Raw genomic sequence first — 22,743 nt, 5'->3', positions numbered from 1 at the left:
CGCGTCATGGGTGCTGGCTCGACACCGAAATCACTTCCCCGGTAAGGTAACTGGAGTAGTCGCTGGCCAAAAACGCGATCGTGGCGGCGACCTCCCACGGCTCGGCGGCCCGGCCGAACGCCTCACCTTGGGCGAGCCGGTCCAGCAGCTCCGCCGAGCTCGTCTTCTCCAGGAACCTGTGCCGGGCGATGCTGGGCGAGACCGCGTTGATCCGCACCCCGTACTCGACGGCTTCGATTGCACTGCAACGGGTCAGCGCCATCACCCCGGCCTTGGCCGCCGCATAGTGTGACTGCGAATGCTGGGCACGCCAGCCCAGCACGCTGGCATTGTTGACGATCACCCCGCCGTGCTGCGCGTCGCGGAAATAGCGCAGCGCAGCGCGGGTGGCACGCAGCACCGAGTTGAGGGTGACATCGAGTACCCGATCCCATTCCTCGTCGGTCATCTCGATCACCGGGACCTGTCCGCCCAGGCCGGCGTTGTTGACCAGCACGTCGAGTCGGCCCATCCACTGCACGGCGGTGGCGATCAGTGTGTCGACGGCGGCAGTGGAGGTGACGTCGCACGTCACAGCCTCGACCCGGCCCAGCTCCAGCGCGGCGAGTTCGTCACGGGTCTGTCCGAGTCGTCGTTCGTGATGGTCGGAGATCAGCACGTCGGCGCCTTCGGCCAGGGCTCGACGCGCGGTGGCCGACCCGATCCCGGTGCCGGCGGCGGCGGTCACGACCACCACCTTGCCGTCCAGAAGTCCGTGCCCGGCAATCTCTTCCGGAGCATTCGCCAGGTTCGAGGACCAGGTCATCCCTTCGCCTCCCGGGGTAGGCCGAGGACGCGCTCGGCGATGATGTTGCGCTGGATCTCGTTGGAGCCGCCGTAGATGGTGTCGGAGCGGGTGAAAAGGAAGAGCCGCTGCCATTCGTCGAACTCGCCGCCGGCCAGCACCATACTCTCCCGCCCGATCACGTCCATCGCCAGCTCGCCCAGGCCGCGATGCCAGTTGGCCCACAGCAGCTTTGACACGTTGTCCTGACCGGGCTGTTCGACGTCCATGGTGGCCATCGCGTAGGATCGCATCACCCGCAGACCGGCCCACGCCCGGGTCAGACGCTCCCGGATCAACGGGTCGTCGACGGCACCATTGCGCTCGGCGAGCCGCACCAGCGCGGAAAGTTCACGGCCGTAACGGATCTGCTGGCCCAACGTCGACACACCACGTTCGAAGGTGAGGGTTCCCATCGCCACACGCCAGCCGTCACCGGGCTCGCCGACCACCAGGTCCGCATCGGTGCGGGCGTCATCGAAGAACACCTCGTTGAACTCCGATGTCCCGGTGAGCTGCACGATCGGCCGGACCCGCACACCTGGCTGGTCCAGCGGTACCAGCAGATAGGACAGGCCCGCATGGCGTTTGGAGCCCTTCTCGGTGCGGGCGACGACGAAACACCACTGCGACAGGTGTGCCAGCGACGTCCACACCTTCTGCCCGTTGATGACCCACTGATCGCCTTGCGGACCAGATTGGCGCACCGCGGTGGCCGACACGTTGGCCAGGTCACTGCCGGCACCCGGCTCGGAGTAACCCTGACACCACAGCTGTGTGACGGTGCGTATCCCGGGCAGGAAGCGCTGCTGCTGTGCGGGCGTGCCGAACGTGATGAGCGTCGGGCCGAGCAGCTCCTCACCGAAGTGGTTGACCTTGTCCGGCGCGTCCGCTCGCGCGTACTCCTCGTAGAAGGCCACCCGGTGCGCGACCGACAGGCCGCGGCCGCCGTGCTCGACCGGCCAGCCGAGGCAGGTCAGCCCTGCGGCGGCGAGGTGCTGGTTCCAGGCACGCCGCTCTTCGAATGCCTCGTGCTCGCGGCCCGGCCCGCCGAGGCCCTTGAGCTTCGCGAACTCGCCGACCAGATTGTCGGTCAGCCACTGGCGAACCTCGGCCCGGAACTCGTCGACCTGCTGCACCCCTGTAGGCTAACCTACCAAGCACTTGCTTTGTTAGCCTGGCGGTGCCGGGCGGCGGCGGAGGAGCGTCGATGACCAGCGATTTGCGGACCACCCCTGCAGTCCTGGACCGGATCGCCCACGAGCTTCCCGACCACGACGCGCTGATCAGCGACGATCGCCGGCTCACCTACGCCGGCCTGCGCGACGAGGTGCGTCGCGCCGCAGCGGCGCTGATCACCCTGGGTGTGACACCCGGCGACCGGGTGGCGCTCTGGTCGCCGAACACCTGGCACTGGGTGGTGGCCGGCCTGGCCGCCCAGTACGCCGGCGGGGCCATCGTGCCGCTGAACACGCGTTACACCGCGGCCGAGGCCACCGACATTCTCGCTCGCAGCGGCGCGAATGTGCTGGTGGCGATGGGCGAGTTCCTGGGGGTGGACCGGATGGCCGAGTTGGACCGCGGTGGGCTGCCGACGCTGCGGCACGTGGTGCGGGTGCCCGTACAAGGCGGGGATGCGAAGGCGGCGGCATCATGGGACGAGTTCGTCGCCGCCGGCACGCAGGTGCCCGATACCCAGGTCGATGCCCGCGCCGCCGCGGTCTCTCCCGACGACGTGTCCGACGTCCTGTTCACCTCCGGTACCACCGGCCGCAGCAAAGGTGTGCTCTGCGCGCACCGGCAGTCGCTGTCGGGGCCCGCCGCCTGGGCGGCTTGCGGCAAACTCACCGCCGACGACCGCTACCTCTGCGTCAACCCGTTCTTCCACAACTTCGGCTACAAGGCCGGGATCCTGGCGTGTCTGCAGACCGGCGCCACGCTGATACCGCAACTGACCTTCGATCCGCTGCGCACCCTACAGATCATGCAGGCGCACCGGATCACCGTGCTCCCCGGACCTCCCACCGTCCACCAGGCCCTGTTGGACCATCCCGACCGAGGCGGCTTCGACGTGAGCGCGCTGCGTTTCGCGGTCACCGGCGCGGCAACGGTGCCGGTGGTGCTGATCGAGCGAATGCAGTCCGAATTGGACATCGACATCGTGCTGACCGCCTACGGGCTGACCGAGTCCGGGGGTTTCGCCACCATGTGCCGGCCCGACGACGACGCCGTCACCGTGGCCACCACCTGCGGACGCCCGATCGCCGATTACGAACTGCGCATTGGTGATCGCGGCGAAGTGCTGCTGCGCGGTCCCAACGTCATGCTGGGCTACCTCGACGATCCCGCCGCCACCACCGCGGCGATCGACGCCGACGGCTGGCTGCACACCGGTGACGTCGGCGAGATCGACCGCGCCGGCAACCTGCGCATCACCGACCGGCTCAAGGACATGTACATCTGCGGTGGGTTCAACGTCTACCCCGCCGAGGTTGAGCAGGTACTGGCCCGCCTGGACGGGGTGGCCGAAGCCGCGGTGACCGGTGTGCCGGATGAGCGGCTCGGCGAGGTCGGTCGGGCGTTCATCGTCCGCCGGCCTGGGTCCGGTTTGGACGAGGAACAGGTAATCGCATACACCCGCAAGCATTTGGCCAACTTCAAGACGCCGCGATCGGTGGTCTTTGTCGAATCACTGCCCCGTAATCCGGGTGGCAAGGTGGTCAAGCAGGAGTTGAGAGAGCAGGCCTGATGGACCTGAATTTCGACGCCGACACCGAGGCCTTTCGGGCCGAGGTCCGCGACTTCCTGGTGGCGAACAAGGCGTCGTTTCCGACGAAGTCCTATGACACCGCCGAGGGATTCGAGCAGCATCGCAGTTGGGACAGAGTGCTTTTCGACGCCGGGCTCTCGGTGGTCGGCTGGCCGAAGCGCTACGGCGGCCGCGACGCCACCCTGCTGCAGTGGGTGGTGTTCGAGGAGGAGTACTTCGGTGCCGGCGCGCCGGCACGAGCCAGTGCCAACGGCACTTCGATGCTGGCCCCGACGCTGTTCGCGCACGGCACTCAAGAACAGTTGGACCGGATTCTGCCGAAGATGGCCAGCGGGGAGGAGATCTGGGCTCAGGCCTGGTCCGAACCCGAATCCGGCAGCGATCTGGCATCACTGCGGTCGACGGCCACCAAGGTCGACGGTGGCTGGAGGCTCAACGGCCAGAAGATCTGGAGCTCACGGGCGCCATTCGGCGAGAAGGCATTCGGGCTGTTCCGCTCTGATCCACATGCCGAGCGGCATCGCGGGCTGACCTATGTCATGTTCGACCTGCACGCCGACGGCATCACGGTGCGGCCGATCACCCAACTCGGCGGTGACACCGGTTTCGGGGAGATCTTCCTCGACGACGTCTTCGCACCCGGCGCCGACGTCATCGGCACCCCTAACGACGGCTGGCGAGCCGCGATGAGCACCTCCAGCAACGAGCGCGGCATGTCACTGCGCAGCCCGGCCCGCTTCCTGGTCGAGGCTGAGAAACTGGCACAGCTTTGGAAGATCAATCAGGACAGCATGTTCGCCGACCGGGTAGCCGACGCGTGGATCAAGGCCCAGGCCTACCGATTGCACACCTTCGGCACGGTGACCCGGCTTGCGGCCGGGGGCGAGCTGGGCGCGGAAGCGTCGGTGACCAAGGTTTTCTGGTCGGACCTCGACGTCGCACTGCACCAGAGCGCACTGGACATTCGCGGTGCCGACGGCGAGCTGGCCGATTCCTGGGCCGGCGGCTACCTGTTTGCACTCGGTGGGCCGATCTATGCCGGCACCAACGAGATCCAGCGCAACATCATCGCCGAGCGGCTGCTGGGCCTGCCCCGGGAGAAGAAGTGAAGTTCGATCTCGACCAAGAGCAGCGCGACTTCGCCGCTAGCATCGACGCCGCACTTTCTGCCGCCGACGTGCCGACCGCGGTTCGGTGCTGGGCGGCCGGCGACACCGTGCCGGGGCGAAAGATCTGGGTGCAACTGGCGAAGTTGGGCGTCACCTCGCTGGCCGTGCCGGAACGGCTCGGCGGACTGGGCGCGCACCCGGTCGACCTGGTGCTGGCGATGGAGCGACTGGGACGCTGGTGTGTGCCCGGCCCGATCGTCGAATCCATTGCGGTGGCGCCGATCCTGCTAGCCGAGGATCACCGGTCCGCGGCCCTGGCGGCCGGTGCGCTGATGGCGACCGTGGCGTTACCGCCCCATGTTCCGCGGGCAGCGGACGCCGATTCAGCCGGGTTGGTGTTGCTCGCCAGCAACGACCCGGTCGGGTGGGTGTGCGAGGCGACGCCCGGTGAGCGGCACGATTGCGTCGACCCCGCCCGCCGGCTCTTCGACGTCACCGCGTCGGGTACCGGGTGGGACGCCGACGTGGCCCACGCCTACGAGGTCGGTGCGCTGGCCACCGCCGCGCAACTGATCGGAACCGGACAGGCCCTGCTGGACGCCGCCGTCGACTACGCCAAACAACGCACCCAGTTCGGCCGAGTGATCGGCTCCTACCAGGCGATCAAACACAAGCTGTCCGATGTACACATCGCGATCGAGCTGGCCCGGCCGCTGATCTATGGTGCCGCCCTCACGCTGGCCGACAACGCCGCGGTCGGTGCCGACACCGCCCGGGATGTCAGCGCCGCCAAGGTGGCCGCATCCGATGCCGCGTTGCTGGCCGCCCGCTGCGCGCTGCAAACCCACGGCGCCATCGGCTTCACCGCCGAGCACGACCTGTCGCTGTGGCTGCTGCGGGTGCAGGCGTTGCGTCCGGCATGGGGTAATCCGGCGGTGCACCGCCGCCGTGTGTTGGAGGCGCTGTGACCGAAGAACGCGACCTGCTGCGCCAGACGGTGGCGCTGCTGGTCGACAAGCACGCCACCGGTGAGGCGGTGCGTGCCGCGATGGCATCCCCCCGGGGCTACGACGCATCGCTCTGGCAGCTGCTGTGCGAGCAGGTCGGCGCCGCCGGCCTGGTGGTGCCCGAGCAATTCGGCGGTGCCGGCGGCGAACTGGCCGACGCCGCCGTCGTACTCGAGGAACTGGGCAAGGCGCTGGTGCCCAGCCCGCTGCTGGGCAGCACGCTTGCCGAGCTTGCCTTACTCGCCATGCCCGAACCTGACGTCGAGACCCTGGCACGGCTGGCGCGGGGAGCCACGATCGGGGCGGTCGTCTTCGACCCCGACTACGTGATCAACGGTGATCTGGTCGGATCGGCCGATGTCGTGATCGGCACCGACGGCAACCAGCTGACCCGGTGGACCACGTTCACCGCCACCGGTGTTCCCACGATGGACCCCACTCGCCAGCTGGGTCGGGTCACACCCGGTGAGACGGCACCGATCGGGGCCGACCCCGGAATCGCCGACTGTGCCGCGATCCTGCTGGCCGCCGAACAGATCGGTGCCGCGGCCCGCTGTCTGCAGCGAACGGTCGCATACACCAAGAGCCGGGTGCAATTCGGCCGACCGATCGGCAGCTTCCAGGCGCTCAAGCACCGGATGGCCGACCTGCATGTGGCCGTGCAATCTGCTCGCGCGGTGGTCAACGACGCGGTAATCGGTCCGTCGCCGACATCCGCGGCGCTGGCCAGGGTCACCGCCAGCGAAGCGTTCTCGGCGGTAGCCGCCGACGCCATCCAGCTGCACGGCGGTATCGCCATCACCTGGGAGAGCGACATCCAGCTGTATTTCAAACGTGCGCACGGCAGTTCGCTGTTACTGGGCTCGCCGGCCGAACACCTGCGCCGACTGGAGTCCGAGGTGTTCCAAGCGCCGGTAGGGTGAACCTATGTGTACCCGACTGGTGTATCTAGGCGTTGCCGGCAACATCATCACCGGGCGTTCGATGGACTGGAAACTGGATCTGGCGACCAACCTGTGGGCGCTGCCCCGCGGGACGAAACGCAGCGGGCAGGTGGGAGTGAACTCCGTTGAATGGACCGCAAAATACGGCAGCGTGGTGGCCACCGCCTACGACGTGTGCACCACCGACGGTTTGAACGAGGCGGGTTTGTCGGCCAACCTGTTGTGGCTAGCCGAATCGGAATACCCGAAATACGACGGCATACGCCCCGGCCTGACCATCGCCGCCTGGGCACAGTACGTGCTCGACAACTTTGCGACCGTGGCCGAAGCCGTCGACGCGCTGAACGCCGAGCCGTTCGACGTAGTGACCGAAGGGGTACCCGGGCAAGAGCGGCTGGCCACGCTGCATCTATCAACCTCGGATGCGACCGGTGACAGCGCGATCGTGGAATACATCGACGGCCACCAGACCATTCACCACAGCCGCGACTACCAGGTGATGACGAACTCACCAATCTTCGCTGAGCAACTCGCGATCAACGCCTACTGGGAACAACTCGGCGGTACGGCGATGCTTCCCGGCACCAACCGGGCTGCTGACCGGTTTGCCCGGGCCGCGTTCTACGTCAATGCGGTGCCGAAGTCTGAAGACCCGAAAGTCGCACTCGCGTCGGTGTTGAGTGTGGTGCGTAACGTTTCGGTGCCGTTCGGCATCGCCACACCCAATGAGCCGAACATCTCATCAACACGGTGGCGAACGGTGGCCCACCACACCCACAAGCTCTATTTCTTCGAATCCGCGTTGACGCCGAACGTGTTCTGGGTGGACCTGAACAAGCTCGATTTCGCCCAGGGGTCTGCGGTTCGCAAACTGGATCTCGGCCGCGACGAGTCCAACACGTTCGCCGGCGAGATCTCGGCGAATTTCACCGCTTCCGACCCGTTCACCTTTTTAGGCATCACCACGTGAACGATCGAGTCGCACTGCGCGCCGGCATCCCCCCGTTTCATGTGATGGACGTGTGGCTGGCGGCCGCCGAACGTCAGCGCACCCACGGCGATCTGGTGAACCTGTCGGCCGGCCAGCCCAGCGCGGGTGCCCCCGAGCCGGTGCGCGCCGCGGCGGCGGCCGCTCTACAGCGAAATGAGCTGGGTTACACAGTGGCACTGGGCATTCCGGAACTGCGCGCCGCGATCGCGGCCTGGTATCACGATCGCTACCGGTTGCAGGTCGACGTCGACGACGTCGTGGTGACCACGGGGTCCTCGGGTGGATTTCTGCTGGCGTTTTTGGCCTGCTTCGATGCCGGTGACCGGGTGGCGGTCAGCAGTCCCGGATACCCGTGTTACCGCAATATCCTCTCCGCGCTGGGGTGCGAGACCGTCGAGATCGAATGCGGGCCGCAGACCCGCTTTCAACCCACCGCGCAGATGCTCGCCGAACTCGAACCGCCGGTGGCCGGGGTGGTGGTGGCCAGCCCGGCCAACCCGACCGGGACGGTGATCCCGCCCGCCGAACTGGCTGCGATCGCGTCCTGGTGCGACGAGGCGGGCGTCCGGCTGATCAGCGACGAGGTGTACCACGGCCTGGTCTACCCTGGCGCACCGCAGACCAGCTGCGCCTGGCAGACGTCGCGAAACGCGGTGGTGACCAACAGTTTCTCCAAGTACTTCGCGATGACCGGCTGGCGGCTGGGCTGGCTGCTGGTGCCGCCCCCGCTGCGCCGCGCGGTGGACTGCCTGACCGGCAACTTCACCATCTGCCCCCCGGTTCTGTCGCAGTACGCGGCGGTTGCGGCGTTCACGCCCGATGCGGTGGCCGAGGCCGACAGGCATCTGCGCCAATACGCGACGAACCGGCGGCTGCTGCTCGACGGGCTGCGCGACCTCGGCATCGATCGGCTCGCCCCCACCGACGGGGCGTTCTACATCTACGCCGACGTCTCCGACTTCACCGACGATTCGGCGTCGTACTGTGCCGCGCTGTTGGCCGACACCGGGGTCGCAATCACCCCGGGGATCGACTTCGACACGCAGCGGGGCAATGCGTTCGTGCGGCTCTCGTTCGCCGGCCCGGCCACTGACATCGAGGAGGCCCTGCGTCGGATCGACGGGTGGCAGCGGGGCTAATCGGTGTCAGTCGTCCTTGGCTGGAGGGCGGTCCGGCCTGTTCGGCTGGTTATTGTTAGGTTTACTGCGAATCCGGCCCGAATCACTCGGAGCATTCAGACGAAGGGACCCATGCAGTGAGGACAGTGAGGACAGTGAGGACATCCACGACTTCCGCGCACCGCATCGTGTTCGGTGCGCTGGCTGCCGGCGTTCTTGGCGCTGCGGCCGCGTCGGGAGCCATCGCGCCGGCGGCCGATGCACAACCCGAACCGTGCACGGCCGGCGAGTTGGCGACCACCGCCAGCGGAGTGCTGAACGAAGCCGGCAGCTACCTGGGCACCCACCCGGAGGCCAACAGTGTCCTGACCACTGCAGCCAGCCAAGCGCCAGACGATGCTCGAAACTCGGTTCGGGGTTACTTCACCGCCCACGTCGGTGAATTGATGGATCTGCAGAGGATCGCGCAACCATTGAGCGATCTGAAAAACCAGTGCGGTGTGGCGTTGTCACCGTCGCATCTGGCCACCCTCATCGACGCCATCACCGGTTGAGCCGGCGGCGGCGCTACAGCCAGGTGTCGTCGGTCGTAGCAGTCAGAAAAGCCTCCAAATCGTCGCGCCACTGTGCCGGGGTGGTCTTGTCCGGTTCGATGCCGGTGTAGTCACCGCGGTAGAACAGCAACGGCCGCGGTGTGATTCTCGGCACCTCCGACAGCGATTGCACCGCCCCGAACACCACGAAGTGGTCGCCGCCATCGTGGACGGCGGCGACCGTGCAGTCGATCTGGGCCAATGATCCCGCGATGACCGGCGACCCGAACGCCGACACTTCCCAGTCGATACCGGCGAACTTGTCGGCGTCGGCGGACCCGAACCGCGCGCAGACGTCCTTCTGCTTCTCGGTGAGCACATTCACGCAGAACCGCCCGCTGGCCTCAATCGCCTGCCAGGACCGCGACACCTTGGTCGGGCAGAACAACACCAGCGGCGGTTCCAGGGACAACGCGGCGAACGATTGGCATGCGAATCCGACCGGAGCGCCGTCGTTCATGGCTGTGATGATGGTGATGCCGGTGCAGAACTGGCCCAGCACGTTACGGAAGGTTCGCGGGTCCACGCACGCTTCAACCATCATCGCGCCATTACTGCCCGCGCGCGCCGACCGTAAAGTCGTGACCCCACAGGCTGACTGCGGTGCTCTCCCGGGCGATCCAATCGTCGTCGTCGACTTGCATTCCCTCACAGCCGAATTCCACATCGAAGCCACTGGGCGTCTTCATGTAGAAGGACAACATCTTGTCGTTGACGTGCCGGCCCAAAGTGGCCGACATCGGCACCTTGCGGCGCAGCGCCCGGTCCAGGCACAACCCGACGTCGTCGCTGTTGCCCACCTCGACCATCACATGCACGATGCCGCTCGGGGTGGGCATCGGCAGGAACGCCAGGCTGTGATGACGCGGGTTGCAGCCGAAGAACCGCAGCCAGGCCGGCGGCCCATCGGGGGGCCGACCGACCAGCTGGGGTGGCAGCCGCATCGAGTCGCGCAGCCTGAAGCCGAGCACGTCGCGGTAGAAGTGCAGTGCCTCAGCGTCGTCCTTGGTCGACAGCACCACATGTCCGAGGCCCTGTTCGCCGGTGACGAACCGGTGACCGTACGGGCTCACCACCCGCCGGTGCTGCAGCGCGGCGCCGTGAAAAACCTCCAGCCCGTTGCCGGACGGGTCGGAAAGCCGGATCATTTCGTCGACCCGGCGGTCGGCCAGTTCGGCGGCGGTGGCCTTCTTGTACGGTGTTCCCTCGGCGTCGAGACGTCGCCGGATCTCCTGCAGCCCTTCGGCGTTCACGCATTCCCAGCCGGAGTCCAACAGCCGGTCGTGCTCGCCGGGCACGATCGCCAGCCGGGCCGGGAACTCGTCCATCCGCAGATACAGCGCACCCTCCGGGCTAACAGCGCTGCCCTTGGCCTCGATCATGCCGAGGACTTTCAGCCCGAATTCCCGCCAGGCCGCCACGTCGGTGGCCTCGATACGCAGATACCCCAGCGAGCGGATACCCATCACACACCTCCCCGGAGATCGACCGGCACTAGCTCACACCATGGTGTCGCCGGGCGGCAGCCCGAACTCGTGGTTTCCGAAGATCACGTATGCGCGCTCCGGGTCGTTGGCCGCGTGCACCCGGCCGGCGTGCGCGTCACGCCAGAACCGCTGGATCGGTGCATCATTGGCCAGCGCGGTGGCACCGGAGGCCTCGAACAGCCGGTCGATCGACGCGATCGCGCGTCCGGTGGCGCGCACCTGATCGCGGCGGGCCCGCGCGCGCAACCCGAACGGGATCTCCTTGCCCGCCGCCAGCAGGGCATACTCCTCGCCGACGTTGCCGATCAGCTGCCGCCAGGCGGCGTCGATGTCGCTGGCGGCCTCGGCAATGCGAACCTTGGCGAACGGGTCGTCCCTGGACTTCTCCCCGGCGAACGCTGCCCGCACCCGCTTGCCCTGGTGCTCGACGTGCGCGTCGTAGGCACCGTAGGCCATGCCCACGATCGGGGCGGAGATGGTGGTGGGATGCATGGTCCCCCACGGCATCTTGTAGACCGGGGCGGTGTTGGTCTTCAGCCCGCCCGCGGTGTGGTCGTTCATCGATTTGTAGGACAAAAAGCGGTGCCGCGGCACGAACACATCCTTGGCCACGATCGTGTTGCTGCCGGTACCACGCAGACCGACGACATGCCACACGTCGTCGATGCGGTACTGCGTGCGCGGGATCAAGAAGCTGCCGAAGTCGACCGGGCGCCCGTCTTTGATGACGGGTCCGCCGAGAAAAGCCCAGGTGGCATGGTCACAGCCGGACGACCAGTTCCACGACCCACTGACCAGGTAACCACCGTCTACCACGGTGCCCGCACCCATCGGCGCGTACGACGACGAGATCCGCACCGTCGGGTCTTCGCCCCAGACATCCTGCTGCGCCCGCTGGTCGAACAGCGCCAGGTGCCAGTTGTGCACACCGACGATCGAGCCGACCCAGCCGGTGGAGCCGCACGCACTGGCGAGGCGACGCGTCGCCTCGTAGAACAGGGCGGGGTCACACTGCAGACCGCCCCACTGCTCGGGCTGCAGCAGCGTGAAGAAACCCACGTCATCGAGTGCCTTGACGGTTTCGTCGGGCAGTCGGCGCAGATCCTCGCATGCCTGGGCGCGCTCGGCCAGCTGTGGAAGGAGATCGTCGATGCCGTCCAGCACCGACTGCACGTTGCGCGTTTGAATGGACGTCACTGCGTCGCCTCTCAAGAGTGTGGACGGGGCAGATGGGATCTGCCGGGCACCGGCCATTCCCAGACTGAGATTAGAACACGTTCCGATTTGTGTCGAGCAGGTTGTTCCTGCTGCTGGTGGCGACAGCCGGCCGGTTTTCTGTAACCTGTTCTAGTTATGACCGATGATCGGGTGCGGGTCGTGACGGACGCCGTTGCTGACGAGCCGCTCGGCCGCCATGTCCTCGAGCTGCAGATCGCCGAGATCGTCGCAGAGACCGACGATGCCCGGTCGCTGGTGTTCACCGTCCCGGACGGCCCGGACGATCCGGAGATCCCGGCGCAGCGGCTGGCCTACGCGCCGGGCCAGTTCCTGACGTTGCGCATCCCCAGCGACCGCAGCGGTTCGGTGGCGCGCTGCTATTCGCTGTGCAGCTCGCCGTTCACCGACGACGCCCTGACCGTCACGGTCAAACGGGACAGGGACGGCTATGCGTCCAACTGGCTCTGCGACCACGCCCACCCCGGTATGCGTATCCACGTACTGGCCCCGTCGGGGACCTTCGTGCCGAAGACGCTGGACACCGACTTCCTGCTGATGGCCGCCGGCAGCGGGATCACCCCGATGATGGCGATCTGCAAGTCGGCGCTCACCGAGGGCAGCGGTCAGGTCGTGCTGCTCTACGCCAACCGCGACGAACGTTCGGTGATCTTCGCCCAGGCGCTACGCGAACTGGCCGGCAAGTATCCCGACCGGCTGACCGTGGTGCACTGGCTGGAATCGGTGCAAGGCCTGCCCAGCGCGGCAGCGCTGGCCCAGCTCGCGGCCCCCTACACCGGTCACGACGTATTCATCTGCGGGCCGGGACCGTTCATGCGGGCCGCCGGCGATGCCCTGGAAACGTTGCAGGTGCCGGCGGGACGGATCCATATCGAGGTGTTCAAGTCGCTGGAGGGCGACCCGTTCGCCCCATTTACCGGCGTGGAGATCGAGGATCACCCGGACAGCGATCAGCCACCGGCCACCGTGATGGTCCAGTTGGACGGTGAAACCCACACCCTGCCGTGGCCGCGCCAGGTCAAGCTGCTCGACCTGTTGCTGGAGCGGGGGCTGGACGTGCCGTTCTCCTGCCGGGAGGGCCACTGCGGGGCCTGCGCCTGCGTCGTGAAGAAAGGCAAGGTCAGCATGGAGGGCAACGACGTGCTGGAACAGCAGGATCTCGACGAAGGACTCACCCTGGCCTGCCAATCCCATCCGGAGACCGACGCGGTGGAAGTGACCTACGACGAGTAGTCCCCGACGTTTCACAACGGCCAACTCGTCCAATGCCCCGGCGAGGTGCCCGAAGGAAACTGCCTCAAAAAAATCTGATCCAAAGGTATTGACAATCACCCAAGTACATACGTGCAACCCGGGCGCCTCGCTGGGTGCCCTGGGGTTGCAGACGGCAGACATCATCAATGCCGGGCTGACTAGCCTGCCCTCCTACGACGTCGGTCTGTTCCTGGACCACCTCAGCAACCCCGTGGATGCCATCGGTCTGCCCCTCGCAGCGGACACCGGACTGCTCACAGCGTCGGCCGGCATCGAATTCGCGCTCACCCAGCAGGCGGTCACCGCGGTCATCCACGACCTCGCTTCGATCCTGCCGGTCTTCGGCAGCTGACGAGACGCCGTGGGGCAACGCGCACAGGGACCAAGGTGGGCCCACGAACAGCGGGCTCTTCACCCGCGTGGCAGGCCGAGCAGGCGCTCGGCGGCCAGGGTCAGCAGGATCTGCTCGGTGCCGCCGGCGATCGTCAGGCAGCGGGTGTTGAGAAAATCGTGCACGGCCGGACCGTCAACCGCACCGCCGTCTTCGGTGAGGTCCATCCGGTACTCGGCCAGGTCCTGGCGGTACCGCACCCCGATCAGCTTGCGCACCGAGGACTGCGCGCCGGGGTCCTGGCCGCCGACCGCCAGTTGGGCGATGCGCTGATCCAGTAGCGAGCCCACCTGCGCGGCGACGATCATTCTTCCCAACCGCTGCTGCCCGGCCTCGACGTCAGCGTCGAGTTCCAGGGTGTGCACCGAGTTGAGCAACTCCTCCATCGGGTCGCCCAGGGCGGTACCGGCCGCCATCGCGACACGTTCGTTGGCCAAGGTGGTGCGGGCCACCCGCCAGCCGTCGTTGACTCCCCCGACCACCATGTCGTCGGGCACGAACACGTCGTCTAAGAACACCTCGTTGAACAGCGCGTCGCCGGTGATCTCGCGCAGCGGCCGGATCTCGATGCCCGGTGCGGTCATGTCGACCAGGAAGTAGCTGATGCCCTTGTGCTTCGGCGCGTCCGGGTCGGTGCGCGCCAGGCACACCCCCCACCGCGCGTCGTGCGCCCTCGACGTCCACACTTTCTGCCCGGTCAGCTGCCAGCCGCCCTTGACACGCACCGCCCTGGTGCGCAGCGACGCCAGGTCCGAGCCGGCTCCCGGTTCGGAGAACAGCTGACACCAGAACACGTCGCCGCGCAGGGTGGCCGGCACGAACCGCTCGATCTGCGCAGGTGTGCCGTGTTCGAGGATCGTCGGCACCGCCCACCAGCCGACCACCAGGTCGGGGCGCTCGACTCCCGCGGCGGCCAGCTCCTGGTCGATCACCAGCTGCTCGGCAGGGCCCGCGCCACGCCCATACGGTTGCCGCCAGTGTGGTGCCAGCAAACCGGTCTCGGCCAGCGCCGCCTGGCGCTTCTCCTCGGGAAGTGCCGCAATCCGGGCGGCCGCCGCAGCGATGTCAGGGCGCAGTTCGGCTGCGTCGCCCGCGGAGCCCAGGTCGATGCTGAGGTTGCGGCGCACGCCCGCCCGGGTCAGCGCGGCGGTACGGCGCAGCCAGCGCTGCGCTCCGCCCAGAAACGCGCCGATGCCGTGGGCCCGGCGCAGGTACAGGTGTGCGTTATGTTCCCAAGTGATGCCGATGCCGCCGAGTACCTGGATGCAGTCCTTGACGTTGGCCTTCGCCGCGTCAATGCAGGTACTCGCGGCGACGGCGGCGGCGATGGCAAGTTGCCGATCCCCGGGGTCGGCAGCCTCGGATGCGGCGCGCGCTGCATCGCCGGCGGCCACTGCAGCCTGCTCGGTGCGGCACAGCATCCGGGCGCACAGGTGCTTGATCGCCTGGAAGCTGCCGATCGGCCTGCCGAACTGCTCACGCACCTTGGCGTAGGCGACCGCGGTGTCCAACGCCCACCGGGCGACGCCGGCGGCCTCGGCCGACAGCACGGTAGCGGCCAGGTCTTCGACGCCCTTCGACGGCTCGAGCAGCACCGCGGGCGCCGACGTCAGCCGCACCCGTGCCAGTGGCCGGGAGAAATCAGTAGCGCTCAGCGGCTCGACCCACACCCCGTCGGCTGTGGCGGCGGTCCTGGCGGCAGCATCCACAACCAGCCAATTCCCACCGGCCGGCAACAGCAGCAGGGCATCATCGGTGGCGCCCAGCACCCGCTCCACGGTGCCGGAAGCCCGCGACGTTGCCGTGTCGAAGTGCACTCCCACTTCGCCCACCTTGCCGGCGTCGATCGCCGCGCCGGCGACGCGTTCGCCGGCCGCCAATGCGGCAAGCAGCTGTGGGTCGGAGACCACCAACGTCGCCAACGCGGTGGTCGCGACCGGCCCGGGCGCCAGGGCTTTGGCGGCCTCGTCGACCATCGCGCACAGGTCCTCGACACGACCTCCAGCTCCGCCGCTGTGCTCCGGCACGGCGACTCCGAACAGTCCCAGGCCGACCAGTTGGGAGAAGAGCGGCCGCCACGCGTCGGGGTTACCGCCTCCCACGTCACGGACGGCGGCCGTGGTCCCCGCGCCGGCGGCCCAATCGCGCACCAAGCCACGCGCCGCGGACTGTTCGTCGGTGCTACCTTGGTTCATCTCCGGGCCACCCTGGACTCCTCCACGTCGTCGTCACTAGAACGTGTTCTAATGGTGCCATGTCGTCGCCAGGGCACGCCGACTCAGGCCAGGCGTCCACCACGCAGCCCCGCGAGGTCATGAACGTGGCTGTGCTGACCGAGGCCCAACTCGGCTCCGAGGCGCAGCGCGAGCGCCGCAAGCGCATCCTGGACGCAACCATGGCCATCGCGTCCAAGGGCGGTTATGAGGCCGTTCAGATGCGTGCGGTAGCCGACCGGGCCGACGTGGCGGTCGGCACCCTCTACCGGTACTTCCCGTCGAAGGTTCACCTGCTGGTGTCAGCGCTGGGCCGGGAGTTCGAACGTATCGACGCCAAGTCCGACCGGTCGGCGTTCACCGAAGGCACCCCGTACCAGCGGCTGAACTTCATGGTCAGCAAGCTCAATCGGGCCATGCAGCGCAACCCACTGCTGACCGAGGCCATGACCAGGGCCTACGTCTTTGCTGATGCGTCGGCCGCCGGCGAGGTCGACCACGTGGAGAAACTCATCGACTCCATGTTTGCCCGTGCCATGAGCGACGGCGAACCGACCGACGATCAGTACCACATCTCCCGGGTTATCTCCGACGTGTGGCTCTCCAACCTGCTCGCCTGGCTCACCCGGCGGGCGTCGGCAACCGACGTCAGCAAGCGACTGGATCTGGCGATGCGGTTGCTGATCGGCGATGAGCACCGGCCGAAGGCCTGACCCGGCACGTTAGGTGAAACGTGTCGCCACCGTTGCGTGGCGATAGGGTTCGATATATCGTCCTATATCGGGCCGGGTAGACCATTCGGGTCTGCCCCAGGGTAGAGACGAGACATTCATGAGCGCCCCAGACGCATCCAGTGGAGACTACGAACCGGACTTCGATGAAGCCGAATTCGACCAGTTCGATGAATCCGACGCACAACCCGACTTTGAGGAGGAGACCGAGTTCGACTCCGACGTCGATGGCCGCCACCCCGGCCACGGGCAGGGCCCGGGCCATGCTTCCGGTCCCAGGCTTGCGCCCGGACCGAAACACGGCCCAGGCCATCCAGCACCACCGCACGAACACGGCGCCGGCCCGAAAAAGCACGCGCCCGGCGCCAAGAAGGCAGGACCGAAGAAGGCTCCAGGACCGAAGAAGCACCCTGGACCACCACATGAGCATGGTCCCGGCCACCACCCCCGGCCACCGCACAAACACGGACCCGGGCATCACCCAGGAGAGCCCGGAGTTGAACCGGATTTTGGCTTCGGGCCTGGCACTGGCTTCGGTTCCGGACCCGTCGCCGGGTTTGGTCTAGGTTTTGGCTTCGGGCAAACAGGCCGCGGCCGCCAGCGCGGTTTCGGCCGAGGCCACCGCGGGCGCCCTGGTGATGTTCGCGCCGCCATCTTGACCCTGCTCGCCGAACGGCCGATGCACGGCTACGAAATGATCAAGGAGATCGCCGGACGCAGTCATGACGTGTGGCGACCCAGCCCGGGCTCGGTGTATCCGACGTTGCAGATGCTCAATGACGAGGGGCTGATCGGCGGCTCTGAAAGTGAAGGAAGCAAAAGGCTTTTCGAATTGACCCAGGAGGGACGCGCCGCCGTTGAGAAGATCAAAGCACCGCCGTGGGAGGAGATCGCGCTGGACGCCGACCGGAGTCAAGTCAATATCCGCGAGGCCTTGGGCCAGGTGGTTGCCGCAGTCACGCAATCGGCATACGTGGCCACCACTGAGCAGCAGCAGCGCATCGTCGCTCTGCTCAAGAAACTCCGCCGTGAGATCTACTCCATGCTCGCAGAATGCGATTAGGACCACCGCGAGCACTCCAGGGTTCAATGTGTGGTTGCCGGGATCTGGTATCGAAGTCCCGGTGGCAACTGGATGCCGAGTTCGATCATTACTGTCCGCAGCGTTGACGGATAGTCGGTGATGATGCCGTCAACGCCGGCGGCGATCAGTGTGCGCATCACCTCGGCGTCGTTGATCGTCCACGGAATAACCTGGAGCCCCAAACCGTGTGCCCGATCGACGAATACCCGGTCGGCCATAGCGAAGTTAGGTGAGAGGATGTTCGCCCCGACCATCATGGCACCGATCACCGGGTCGCCGATGACACTGGGATTGATCCCGGCCAACCACGGCGAATCCGACTTCCAGGTGGTCTCATCCCACGCCGCTACCAACGGGATCGACGGCTCGGCTTGTCGCACCAGCGGCAGAGTGCGCCAGTCCAAGCTTTGGATTTCCACCGCGTCCACCTTTGCCGCCGCTTCGATCGCAGCGAGGATCACGTCGACGAACTCCTGCGGGCTAGCCGAGGTGTCCGGATCTGCTGCCGCCACCTTGGTCTCGATGTTGTAGCGCACGCCTGCGCGGTATGAGTCGGCCAGCGCGAAGACTTCTCCCAGGGTGGCGATTTTGTTACCCCACACCACTTCTGCATGTGGAAAATCAGCCCTTGGCAACCCACAGTCCAGCGTGCGGATCTGAGCCAGGGTGAGGTCGTGCACCAGCTTGCCCACATACGGATACTGTGGGTCAGCGGCGAACACCGGCCCGGTGTCGGCACATTTGGCCACCTCGATCGTCGGATCATGCCACACCAGCGGCTGGCTATCCCTGGTGACGACGATGTCGAATTCCAGTGTGGTGACGCCGAGCTCCAGTGATTTGGCGAACGCGCGCAGCGACTGCTCGGTGGTTTCGCCGCGGCCGCCGCGATGCGCCTGCAGGTCGAAGACCGGGGGTTGCGCGGCCGCGGCCGGTGCCGCGGCCGGTAGGGCGACGACCATCGCCGAGCATGCGCAGACTCGCACTGCCGCGGACCAATTTATGCGAGTCTGTGCATGCTCGCTGTCGGCGGTCGCGGTGTGGGTCACCGGCGCTGGCGGGCGATTTCGGCGAGCACCACCCCTGCGGCGACCGAGGCGTTCAGCGATTCCGCGGAACCGGACATCGGGATGGACACCACCGCATCGCAGTGCTGTCGCACCAGCCGGGACAGTCCCTTGCCTTCGGAGCCGACGACCACGACAAGCGGGGCGGTGCCGTCCAATTCGTCGATCGGCGTGCCACCGTGCGCGTCCAGTCCCACCACCTGCAGGCCGCGATCTGTCCAGTCCTTCAGCGTTCGGCTCAGATTGGTGGCCCGCGCCACCGGCACTCGAGCCGCCGCCCCGGCGCTGGTGCGCCAGGCCACCGCGGTGACCGATGCGGATCGGCGCTGCGGGATCAGCACGCCGTGGCCGGCGAACGCCGCCACCGACCGGACGATCGCGCCGAGATTGCGCGGATCGGAGATGTTGTCCAACGCGACCAGTAACGCCGGCGCCGGGTCGTCCTCCGCGGCGGCGAGCAGGTCATCGGGGTGAGCGTAGTCAAACGGCGGCACCTGTAGGGCAATGCCCTGATGCAGGCCGTTGGTGGTCATCCGGTCCAGGTCGGTGCGCGGGACTTCCAGGATCGCAATTCCGTGATCGGCGGCACGGGCAACGGATTCGCTGAGTCGTTCGTCGGCTTCGGCGCCGAGGGCAACGTACAGCGCGGTGGCCGGCACGCCGGCGCGCAAACATTCCAGCACCGGGTTGCGGCCAAGCACCGTCTCGGCGGTGCCTGCTGGCCTGCGCGGGTGCCGGCTCGGTCGCTGCTTGGCCGCGCCCTTGGCCGCGGGGTGGTGCGGACGCAGTTGCGCCGGCGGGGTCGCGCCGCGGCCTTTCAGGCCGGCTCGTCGCCGCCCACCCGATCCGACGGTCGGGCCTTTCTTGGTGCCCGGCTTGCGGACCGCTCCGCGGCGTCGCGAGTTGCCGGCCATCTAGTCGGGTCCTTCAACGAGCAGCGACCACTGCGGGCCGTCGGCCGTATCGGTGACATCGACCCCGGCGTCCTTGAGCCGGTCGCGAATCTCATCTGCCTGCGCCCAGTTCCGTTCGGCGCGCGCGGCCTCCCGGCGTTGCAACTCGGCGCGGACCAGCACGTCAACCGCCTTCATCGCGGCCGAGGCCTCGTCGCGCGACTCCCAGCGTTCGTCGAGGGGGTCACAGCCCAGGATGCTCATCATGGCGCGGATCGCAGCGGCCTGGGCTATCGCGCCGTCATGATCGCCGGTGTCGAGTGCCCGGTTACCTTCCGCACGGGCATGGTGCACCTCGGCCAGCGCAATCGGCACCGACAGGTCGTGATCGAGCGCTGCGCCGAAGCGCGGGGTCCAGCAACTGGGGACGACGGACCCGACTCGGTGACGTACCCGGTGCAGGAAGTCCTCGATACCCCGGTAGGCGTTGACCGCGTCCTGCAGCGCCGCCTCGGAGAACTCCAGCATCGAGCGATAGTGGGCGCTGCCCAGGTAGTAACGCAGTTCGGCCGGGCGAACACGCTGCAGCACGGCTGCCATCGACAACACGTTGCCCAGCGATTTGCTCATCTTCTCGCCGCCGAGGGTGACCCAACCGTTGTGCAACCAGTAGCGGGCGAATCCGTCACCGGCGGCACGGCTTTGCGCGATCTCGTTCTCGTGGTGTGGGAACACCAGATCCATTCCACCACAATGGATATCGAACTCGGCGCCCAGGTAGGTTCGGGCCATCGCCGAGCATTCCACGTGCCAACCGGGGCGCCCGGGGCCCCACGGGGTGGGCCAGGATGGCTCGCCGGGTTTGGCGCCCTTCCACAAGGTGAAATCACGCTGGTCGCGCTTGCCGGTCGCCGCCCCCTCACCCTGATGCACGTCATCGACTTTGTGACCGGACAACTGACCGTAGGCCGGGTAGCTGAGCACGTCGAAGTACACATCACCGTCGCCGGTGTAAGCGTGGCCGGTGTCGATCAGCCGTGCGATCAATTCGATGATCTGGGTGATATGGCCGGTGGCGCGCGGTTCGGCCGACGGCGGCAACACCCCGAGCGCGTCGTAGGCGGCATTGAACGCACGCTCGTGGGTAGCGGCCCACTCCCACCAGGGCCGGCCCGCTGCGGCGGCCTTGTTGAGGATCTTGTCGTCGATGTCGGTCACGTTGCGGATGAACGCGACGTCATAACCGCGCGAGGTCAGCCAGCGACGCAGCACGTCGAAGGCCACACCGCTGCGGATGTGGCCGATGTGCGGCGGGGCCTGCACGGTGGCACCGCACAGGTAGATCGAGACATGGCCGCGGCGCAGCGGAACGAAGTCACGCACGGTGCCGGTTGCCGTGTCGTGGAGCCGCAAGCCGACGCGATCGGTCACGACGCGCCAGCTTACCGGCCTGACGTGGCCCGGTCTGGCGTGACCGTGCGCAAAAACGGGTTTCTACTCGGCGCGTCGACCGGCGACACGCACGCTCGGCGGGGTGGGGACCACCAGCGCGGTGGCGATCGCCGCCAGCCCTTCGCCGCGGCCGGTCAGCCCGAGTCCGTCGGTGGTCGTCGCCGACGCCGAAACCGGGGCGTCCAGCAACCCCGACAGCAGCTGTTGGGCCTCGGCGCGACGCGGACCGATCTTCGGCCGGTTGCCGATCACCTGCACCGCCGCATTGCCGATCGAAAATCCGCTGCGGGCAAGCAGGTCGCGAGTGTGGCGAAGCATGTCCGCGCCGGAGACCGCATCCCAGCGCGGATCGTCGACACCGAACACCACGCCGACATCGCCGAGCCCGGCTGCCGACAGCAGCGCATCACAGAGCGCGTGCGCGGCGACGTCACCGTCGGAGTGCCCGGCGCAACCGTCGGCGTCAGGGAACCGCAGGCCGAGCAGCCAGCATGGCCGCCCTGACTCGAATCGGTGTACGTCGGCGCCCAGGCCGACGCGGGGAAGCACGCTCACCGGCCCGCGATTGCTTCGGCGAGCATCAAGTCCAGCCGGTTGGTGATCTTGAAGGCAAGCGGGTCACCCTCGACGACCTGAACCTGGCCGCCGATGTTCTCGACCATGGCTGCGTCGTCGGTGAACTCGGCGCCGGTGCCCGCCCGCTGGTAAGCCCGCAACAACAACTCGGTGGCAAACCCCTGCGGGGTTTGCACCGCCCGTAGGCCGTCCCGCTCCGGGGTACCCAATACCACTCCATTCGCGTCGACGGCTTTGATGGTGTCGGACACCGGCAATGCCGGTATCACCGCCGAATGCCCCGACCCGAGGGCCTCGACCACGCGGACAATCAGGGCGGGCGGAGTGAGCGGTCGCGCGGCATCGTGCACCAGCACCATCTCCGCTTCCCCGATGGCTGCCAGCGCGAGCCGCACGGACTCGGCCCGGCTCGAGCCGCCGGCTACCACGACCACGTCACCATCGTTACCACCGAGGATCAGTTTGGCCTGGTCGGTACGATCGGGTGGCACCGCAATCACGACGCGGTCGACAACCCCCGACTCCCGCATTCCGGCGACGGCCCGTTCCACCAAAGTGTGACCGCCGAGGCGGAAGAACGCCTTGGGCACGCCCGCCGCCAGCCGTCTTCCCGCACCGGCGGCTGGAACCACCGCCACCGTGCCGGCCACCGGTTCCGCCGGGTGGCTAGGAGGCGGCAGCCAGGACCTCGTCGAGGATGGTCTCCGCCTTGGCGTCGTCGGTGTTCTCCGCCAGCGCCAATTCCCCGACCAGGATCTGCCGCGCTTTGCCCAGCATCCGCTTCTCGCCGGCCGACAACCCACGCTCCTGGTCACGGCGCCACAGGTCGCGCACTACTTCGGCGACCTTGTGCACATCACCGGAGGCAAGCTTCTCCAGGTTGGCCTTGTACCGTCGCGACCAGTTGGTCGGCTCCTCGGTGTGCGGGGTGCGCAGCACCTGGAAGACTTTGTCCAGACCCTCTTGTCCGACCACGTCGCGCACACCGACGTATTCGGCATTCT

Annotated in this window: 22 protein-coding genes and 1 pseudogene; 11 read left to right on the top strand and 12 right to left on the bottom strand. The window is 67.3% G+C overall.

Translation table 11 applies throughout. From position 1 onward, the window contains the following. Nucleotides 1-4 precede the first annotated feature (4 nt). Both ipdF and ipdE1 read right to left on the bottom strand, forming a co-directional pair. Nucleotides 5-805 carry a (5R,7aS)-5-hydroxy-7a-methyl-1-oxo-2,3,5,6,7,7a-hexahydro-1H-indene-carboxyl-CoA reductase gene (ipdF, locus tag AC2VON_RS23265; protein ID WP_486954961.1) on the bottom strand — a complete coding sequence of 267 codons (801 nt, stop codon included), beginning with the start codon at nucleotides 803-805 and terminating at the stop codon, nucleotides 5-7. After that, the gene (gene ipdE1 / locus AC2VON_RS23260; RefSeq protein WP_486954960.1) at nucleotides 802-1,962 is read right to left on the bottom strand and encodes an acyl-CoA dehydrogenase IpdE1; all 1,161 of its coding nucleotides are present in this window, start codon (nucleotides 1,960-1,962) and stop codon (nucleotides 802-804) included. The genes ipdF and ipdE1 overlap by 4 nt, the downstream gene beginning before the upstream one ends. Nucleotides 1,963-2,033: 71 nt before the next feature. Between ipdE1 and fadD3 the strand changes: the two genes are divergently transcribed. The 7 genes from fadD3 (at nucleotide 2,034) to AC2VON_RS23225 (ending at nucleotide 9,316) form a co-directional block, all read left to right on the top strand. Next, nucleotides 2,034-3,572: a 3-((3aS,4S,7aS)-7a-methyl-1,5-dioxo-octahydro-1H-inden-4-yl)propanoate--CoA ligase FadD3 gene (gene fadD3 / locus AC2VON_RS23255; RefSeq protein ID WP_486954959.1), complete on the top strand. Its 1,539-nt coding sequence runs from the start codon at nucleotides 2,034-2,036 to the stop codon at nucleotides 3,570-3,572. Then, nucleotides 3,572-4,702, top strand: a complete 1,131-nt coding sequence (locus AC2VON_RS23250; RefSeq protein ID WP_486954958.1) for an acyl-CoA dehydrogenase family protein — start codon at nucleotides 3,572-3,574, stop codon at nucleotides 4,700-4,702. Before fadD3 ends, AC2VON_RS23250 begins: the two co-directional genes overlap by 1 nt. Next, the gene (locus AC2VON_RS23245) at nucleotides 4,699-5,670 is read left to right on the top strand and encodes an acyl-CoA dehydrogenase family protein (protein WP_486954957.1); all 972 of its coding nucleotides are present in this window, start codon (nucleotides 4,699-4,701) and stop codon (nucleotides 5,668-5,670) included. Before AC2VON_RS23250 ends, AC2VON_RS23245 begins: the two co-directional genes overlap by 4 nt. Then, nucleotides 5,667-6,632, top strand: a complete 966-nt coding sequence (gene ipdE2, locus AC2VON_RS23240) for an acyl-CoA dehydrogenase IpdE2 (protein ID WP_486954956.1) — start codon at nucleotides 5,667-5,669, stop codon at nucleotides 6,630-6,632. The genes AC2VON_RS23245 and ipdE2 overlap by 4 nt, the downstream gene beginning before the upstream one ends. A 4-nt stretch (nucleotides 6,633-6,636) precedes the next feature. Continuing rightward, nucleotides 6,637-7,623 carry a linear amide C-N hydrolase gene (locus AC2VON_RS23235; protein WP_486954955.1) on the top strand — a complete coding sequence of 329 codons (987 nt, stop codon included), beginning with the start codon at nucleotides 6,637-6,639 and terminating at the stop codon, nucleotides 7,621-7,623. Further along, nucleotides 7,620-8,783, top strand: a complete 1,164-nt coding sequence (locus AC2VON_RS23230) for a pyridoxal phosphate-dependent aminotransferase (protein WP_486954954.1) — start codon at nucleotides 7,620-7,622, stop codon at nucleotides 8,781-8,783. The genes AC2VON_RS23235 and AC2VON_RS23230 overlap by 4 nt, the downstream gene beginning before the upstream one ends. 134 nt (nucleotides 8,784-8,917) lie before the next feature. Continuing rightward, nucleotides 8,918-9,316: a heme-binding protein gene (locus AC2VON_RS23225; RefSeq protein ID WP_486954953.1), complete on the top strand. Its 399-nt coding sequence runs from the start codon at nucleotides 8,918-8,920 to the stop codon at nucleotides 9,314-9,316. A gap of 13 nt (nucleotides 9,317-9,329) precedes the next feature. Here AC2VON_RS23225 and hsaB read toward each other — a convergent pair whose 3' ends face one another. From hsaB to hsaA, 3 genes are read right to left on the bottom strand one after another with little or no spacing between them, the layout of a single operon-like run. Beyond that, nucleotides 9,330-9,896, bottom strand: coding sequence for a 3-hydroxy-9,10-secoandrosta-1,3,5(10)-triene-9,17-dione monooxygenase reductase subunit (gene hsaB, locus AC2VON_RS23220; protein WP_486954971.1), 567 nt, complete (start codon nucleotides 9,894-9,896; stop codon nucleotides 9,330-9,332). A gap of 10 nt (nucleotides 9,897-9,906) precedes the next feature. Beyond that, the gene (hsaC, locus tag AC2VON_RS23215) at nucleotides 9,907-10,821 is read right to left on the bottom strand and encodes an iron-dependent extradiol dioxygenase HsaC (RefSeq protein ID WP_486954952.1); all 915 of its coding nucleotides are present in this window, start codon (nucleotides 10,819-10,821) and stop codon (nucleotides 9,907-9,909) included. Between the two features lie 33 nt (nucleotides 10,822-10,854). Then, nucleotides 10,855-12,039 (bottom strand): 3-hydroxy-9,10-secoandrosta-1,3,5(10)-triene-9,17-dione monooxygenase oxygenase subunit, encoded by a 1,185-nt coding sequence (gene hsaA, locus AC2VON_RS23210; protein ID WP_486954951.1) that lies wholly within the window; start codon nucleotides 12,037-12,039, stop codon nucleotides 10,855-10,857. A 180-nt stretch (nucleotides 12,040-12,219) separates the two neighbouring features. Here hsaA and AC2VON_RS23205 point away from each other — a divergent pair, with 180 nt between their 5' ends. Beyond that, complete coding sequence (locus AC2VON_RS23205; RefSeq protein ID WP_486954970.1) at nucleotides 12,220-13,311, top strand: 2Fe-2S iron-sulfur cluster-binding protein; 1,092 nt, start codon at nucleotides 12,220-12,222, stop codon at nucleotides 13,309-13,311. Between the two features lie 145 nt (nucleotides 13,312-13,456). Next, on the top strand, nucleotides 13,457-13,684 hold the full coding sequence (locus AC2VON_RS23200; RefSeq protein WP_486954950.1) for a hypothetical protein: 228 nt from the start codon (nucleotides 13,457-13,459) through the stop codon (nucleotides 13,682-13,684). Nucleotides 13,685-13,743: 59 nt separating this feature from the next. Here the strand turns inward: AC2VON_RS23200 and AC2VON_RS23195 are convergent, their stop codons facing one another. Continuing rightward, the gene (locus AC2VON_RS23195; RefSeq protein WP_486954949.1) at nucleotides 13,744-15,918 is read right to left on the bottom strand and encodes an acyl-CoA dehydrogenase family protein; all 2,175 of its coding nucleotides are present in this window, start codon (nucleotides 15,916-15,918) and stop codon (nucleotides 13,744-13,746) included. A gap of 125 nt (nucleotides 15,919-16,043) precedes the next feature. Between AC2VON_RS23195 and kstR the strand changes: the two genes are divergently transcribed. Both kstR and AC2VON_RS23185 read left to right on the top strand, forming a co-directional pair. After that, nucleotides 16,044-16,649: a cholesterol catabolism transcriptional regulator KstR gene (kstR, locus tag AC2VON_RS23190; protein WP_486954969.1), complete on the top strand. Its 606-nt coding sequence runs from the start codon at nucleotides 16,044-16,046 to the stop codon at nucleotides 16,647-16,649. 481 nt (nucleotides 16,650-17,130) lie between these two features. Next, nucleotides 17,131-17,730: pseudogene (locus AC2VON_RS23185) on the top strand (PadR family transcriptional regulator); the annotation flags it as partial. Nucleotides 17,731-17,753: 23 nt separating this feature from the next. Here the strand turns inward: AC2VON_RS23185 and AC2VON_RS23180 are convergent. The 6 genes from AC2VON_RS23180 to carD all read right to left on the bottom strand — a co-directional run. Further along, on the bottom strand, nucleotides 17,754-18,713 hold the full coding sequence (locus AC2VON_RS23180) for a glycerophosphodiester phosphodiesterase (RefSeq protein ID WP_486954968.1): 960 nt from the start codon (nucleotides 18,711-18,713) through the stop codon (nucleotides 17,754-17,756). 83 nt (nucleotides 18,714-18,796) lie between these two features. Beyond that, complete coding sequence (gene rlmB, locus AC2VON_RS23175; RefSeq protein WP_486954948.1) at nucleotides 18,797-19,732, bottom strand: 23S rRNA (guanosine(2251)-2'-O)-methyltransferase RlmB; 936 nt, start codon at nucleotides 19,730-19,732, stop codon at nucleotides 18,797-18,799. Further along, complete coding sequence (gene cysS, locus AC2VON_RS23170; protein ID WP_486954947.1) at nucleotides 19,733-21,142, bottom strand: cysteine--tRNA ligase; 1,410 nt, start codon at nucleotides 21,140-21,142, stop codon at nucleotides 19,733-19,735. 63 nt (nucleotides 21,143-21,205) lie between these two features. Continuing rightward, nucleotides 21,206-21,718: a 2-C-methyl-D-erythritol 2,4-cyclodiphosphate synthase gene (gene ispF, locus AC2VON_RS23165; protein ID WP_486954946.1), complete on the bottom strand. Its 513-nt coding sequence runs from the start codon at nucleotides 21,716-21,718 to the stop codon at nucleotides 21,206-21,208. Next, nucleotides 21,715-22,389, bottom strand: coding sequence for a 2-C-methyl-D-erythritol 4-phosphate cytidylyltransferase (gene ispD / locus AC2VON_RS23160; protein WP_486954945.1), 675 nt, complete (start codon nucleotides 22,387-22,389; stop codon nucleotides 21,715-21,717). The genes ispF and ispD overlap by 4 nt, the downstream gene beginning before the upstream one ends. 16 nt (nucleotides 22,390-22,405) lie before the next feature. Continuing rightward, the coding region (carD, locus tag AC2VON_RS23155) for an RNA polymerase-binding transcription factor CarD (protein ID WP_486954944.1) at nucleotides 22,406-22,743 on the bottom strand (338 nt) is incomplete at its 5' end.

Source organism: Mycobacterium sp. TH-M82, assembly GCF_057473605.1.
Note: the sequence above shows the minus strand (reverse complement) of the source record. Positions and strands in the feature narration are given on the sequence as shown.

Coding starts and splice junctions, on each gene's coding strand:
- ipdF (WP_486954961.1), bottom strand. CDS start 805: ATGACCTGGTCCTCGAACCTGGCGAATGCTCCGGAAGAGATTGCCGGG.
- fadD3 (WP_486954959.1), top strand. CDS start 2,034: ATGACCAGCGATTTGCGGACCACCCCTGCAGTCCTGGACCGGATCGCC.
- AC2VON_RS23250 (WP_486954958.1), top strand. CDS start 3,572: ATGGACCTGAATTTCGACGCCGACACCGAGGCCTTTCGGGCCGAGGTC.
- AC2VON_RS23235 (WP_486954955.1), top strand. CDS start 6,637: ATGTGTACCCGACTGGTGTATCTAGGCGTTGCCGGCAACATCATCACC.
- hsaB (WP_486954971.1), bottom strand. CDS start 9,896: ATGGTTGAAGCGTGCGTGGACCCGCGAACCTTCCGTAACGTGCTGGGC.
- hsaC (WP_486954952.1), bottom strand. CDS start 10,821: ATGGGTATCCGCTCGCTGGGGTATCTGCGTATCGAGGCCACCGACGTG.
- AC2VON_RS23195 (WP_486954949.1), bottom strand. CDS start 15,918: ATGAACCAAGGTAGCACCGACGAACAGTCCGCGGCGCGTGGCTTGGTG.
- AC2VON_RS23180 (WP_486954968.1), bottom strand. CDS start 18,713: ATGGTCGTCGCCCTACCGGCCGCGGCACCGGCCGCGGCCGCGCAACCC.
- rlmB (WP_486954948.1), bottom strand. CDS start 19,732: ATGGCCGGCAACTCGCGACGCCGCGGAGCGGTCCGCAAGCCGGGCACC.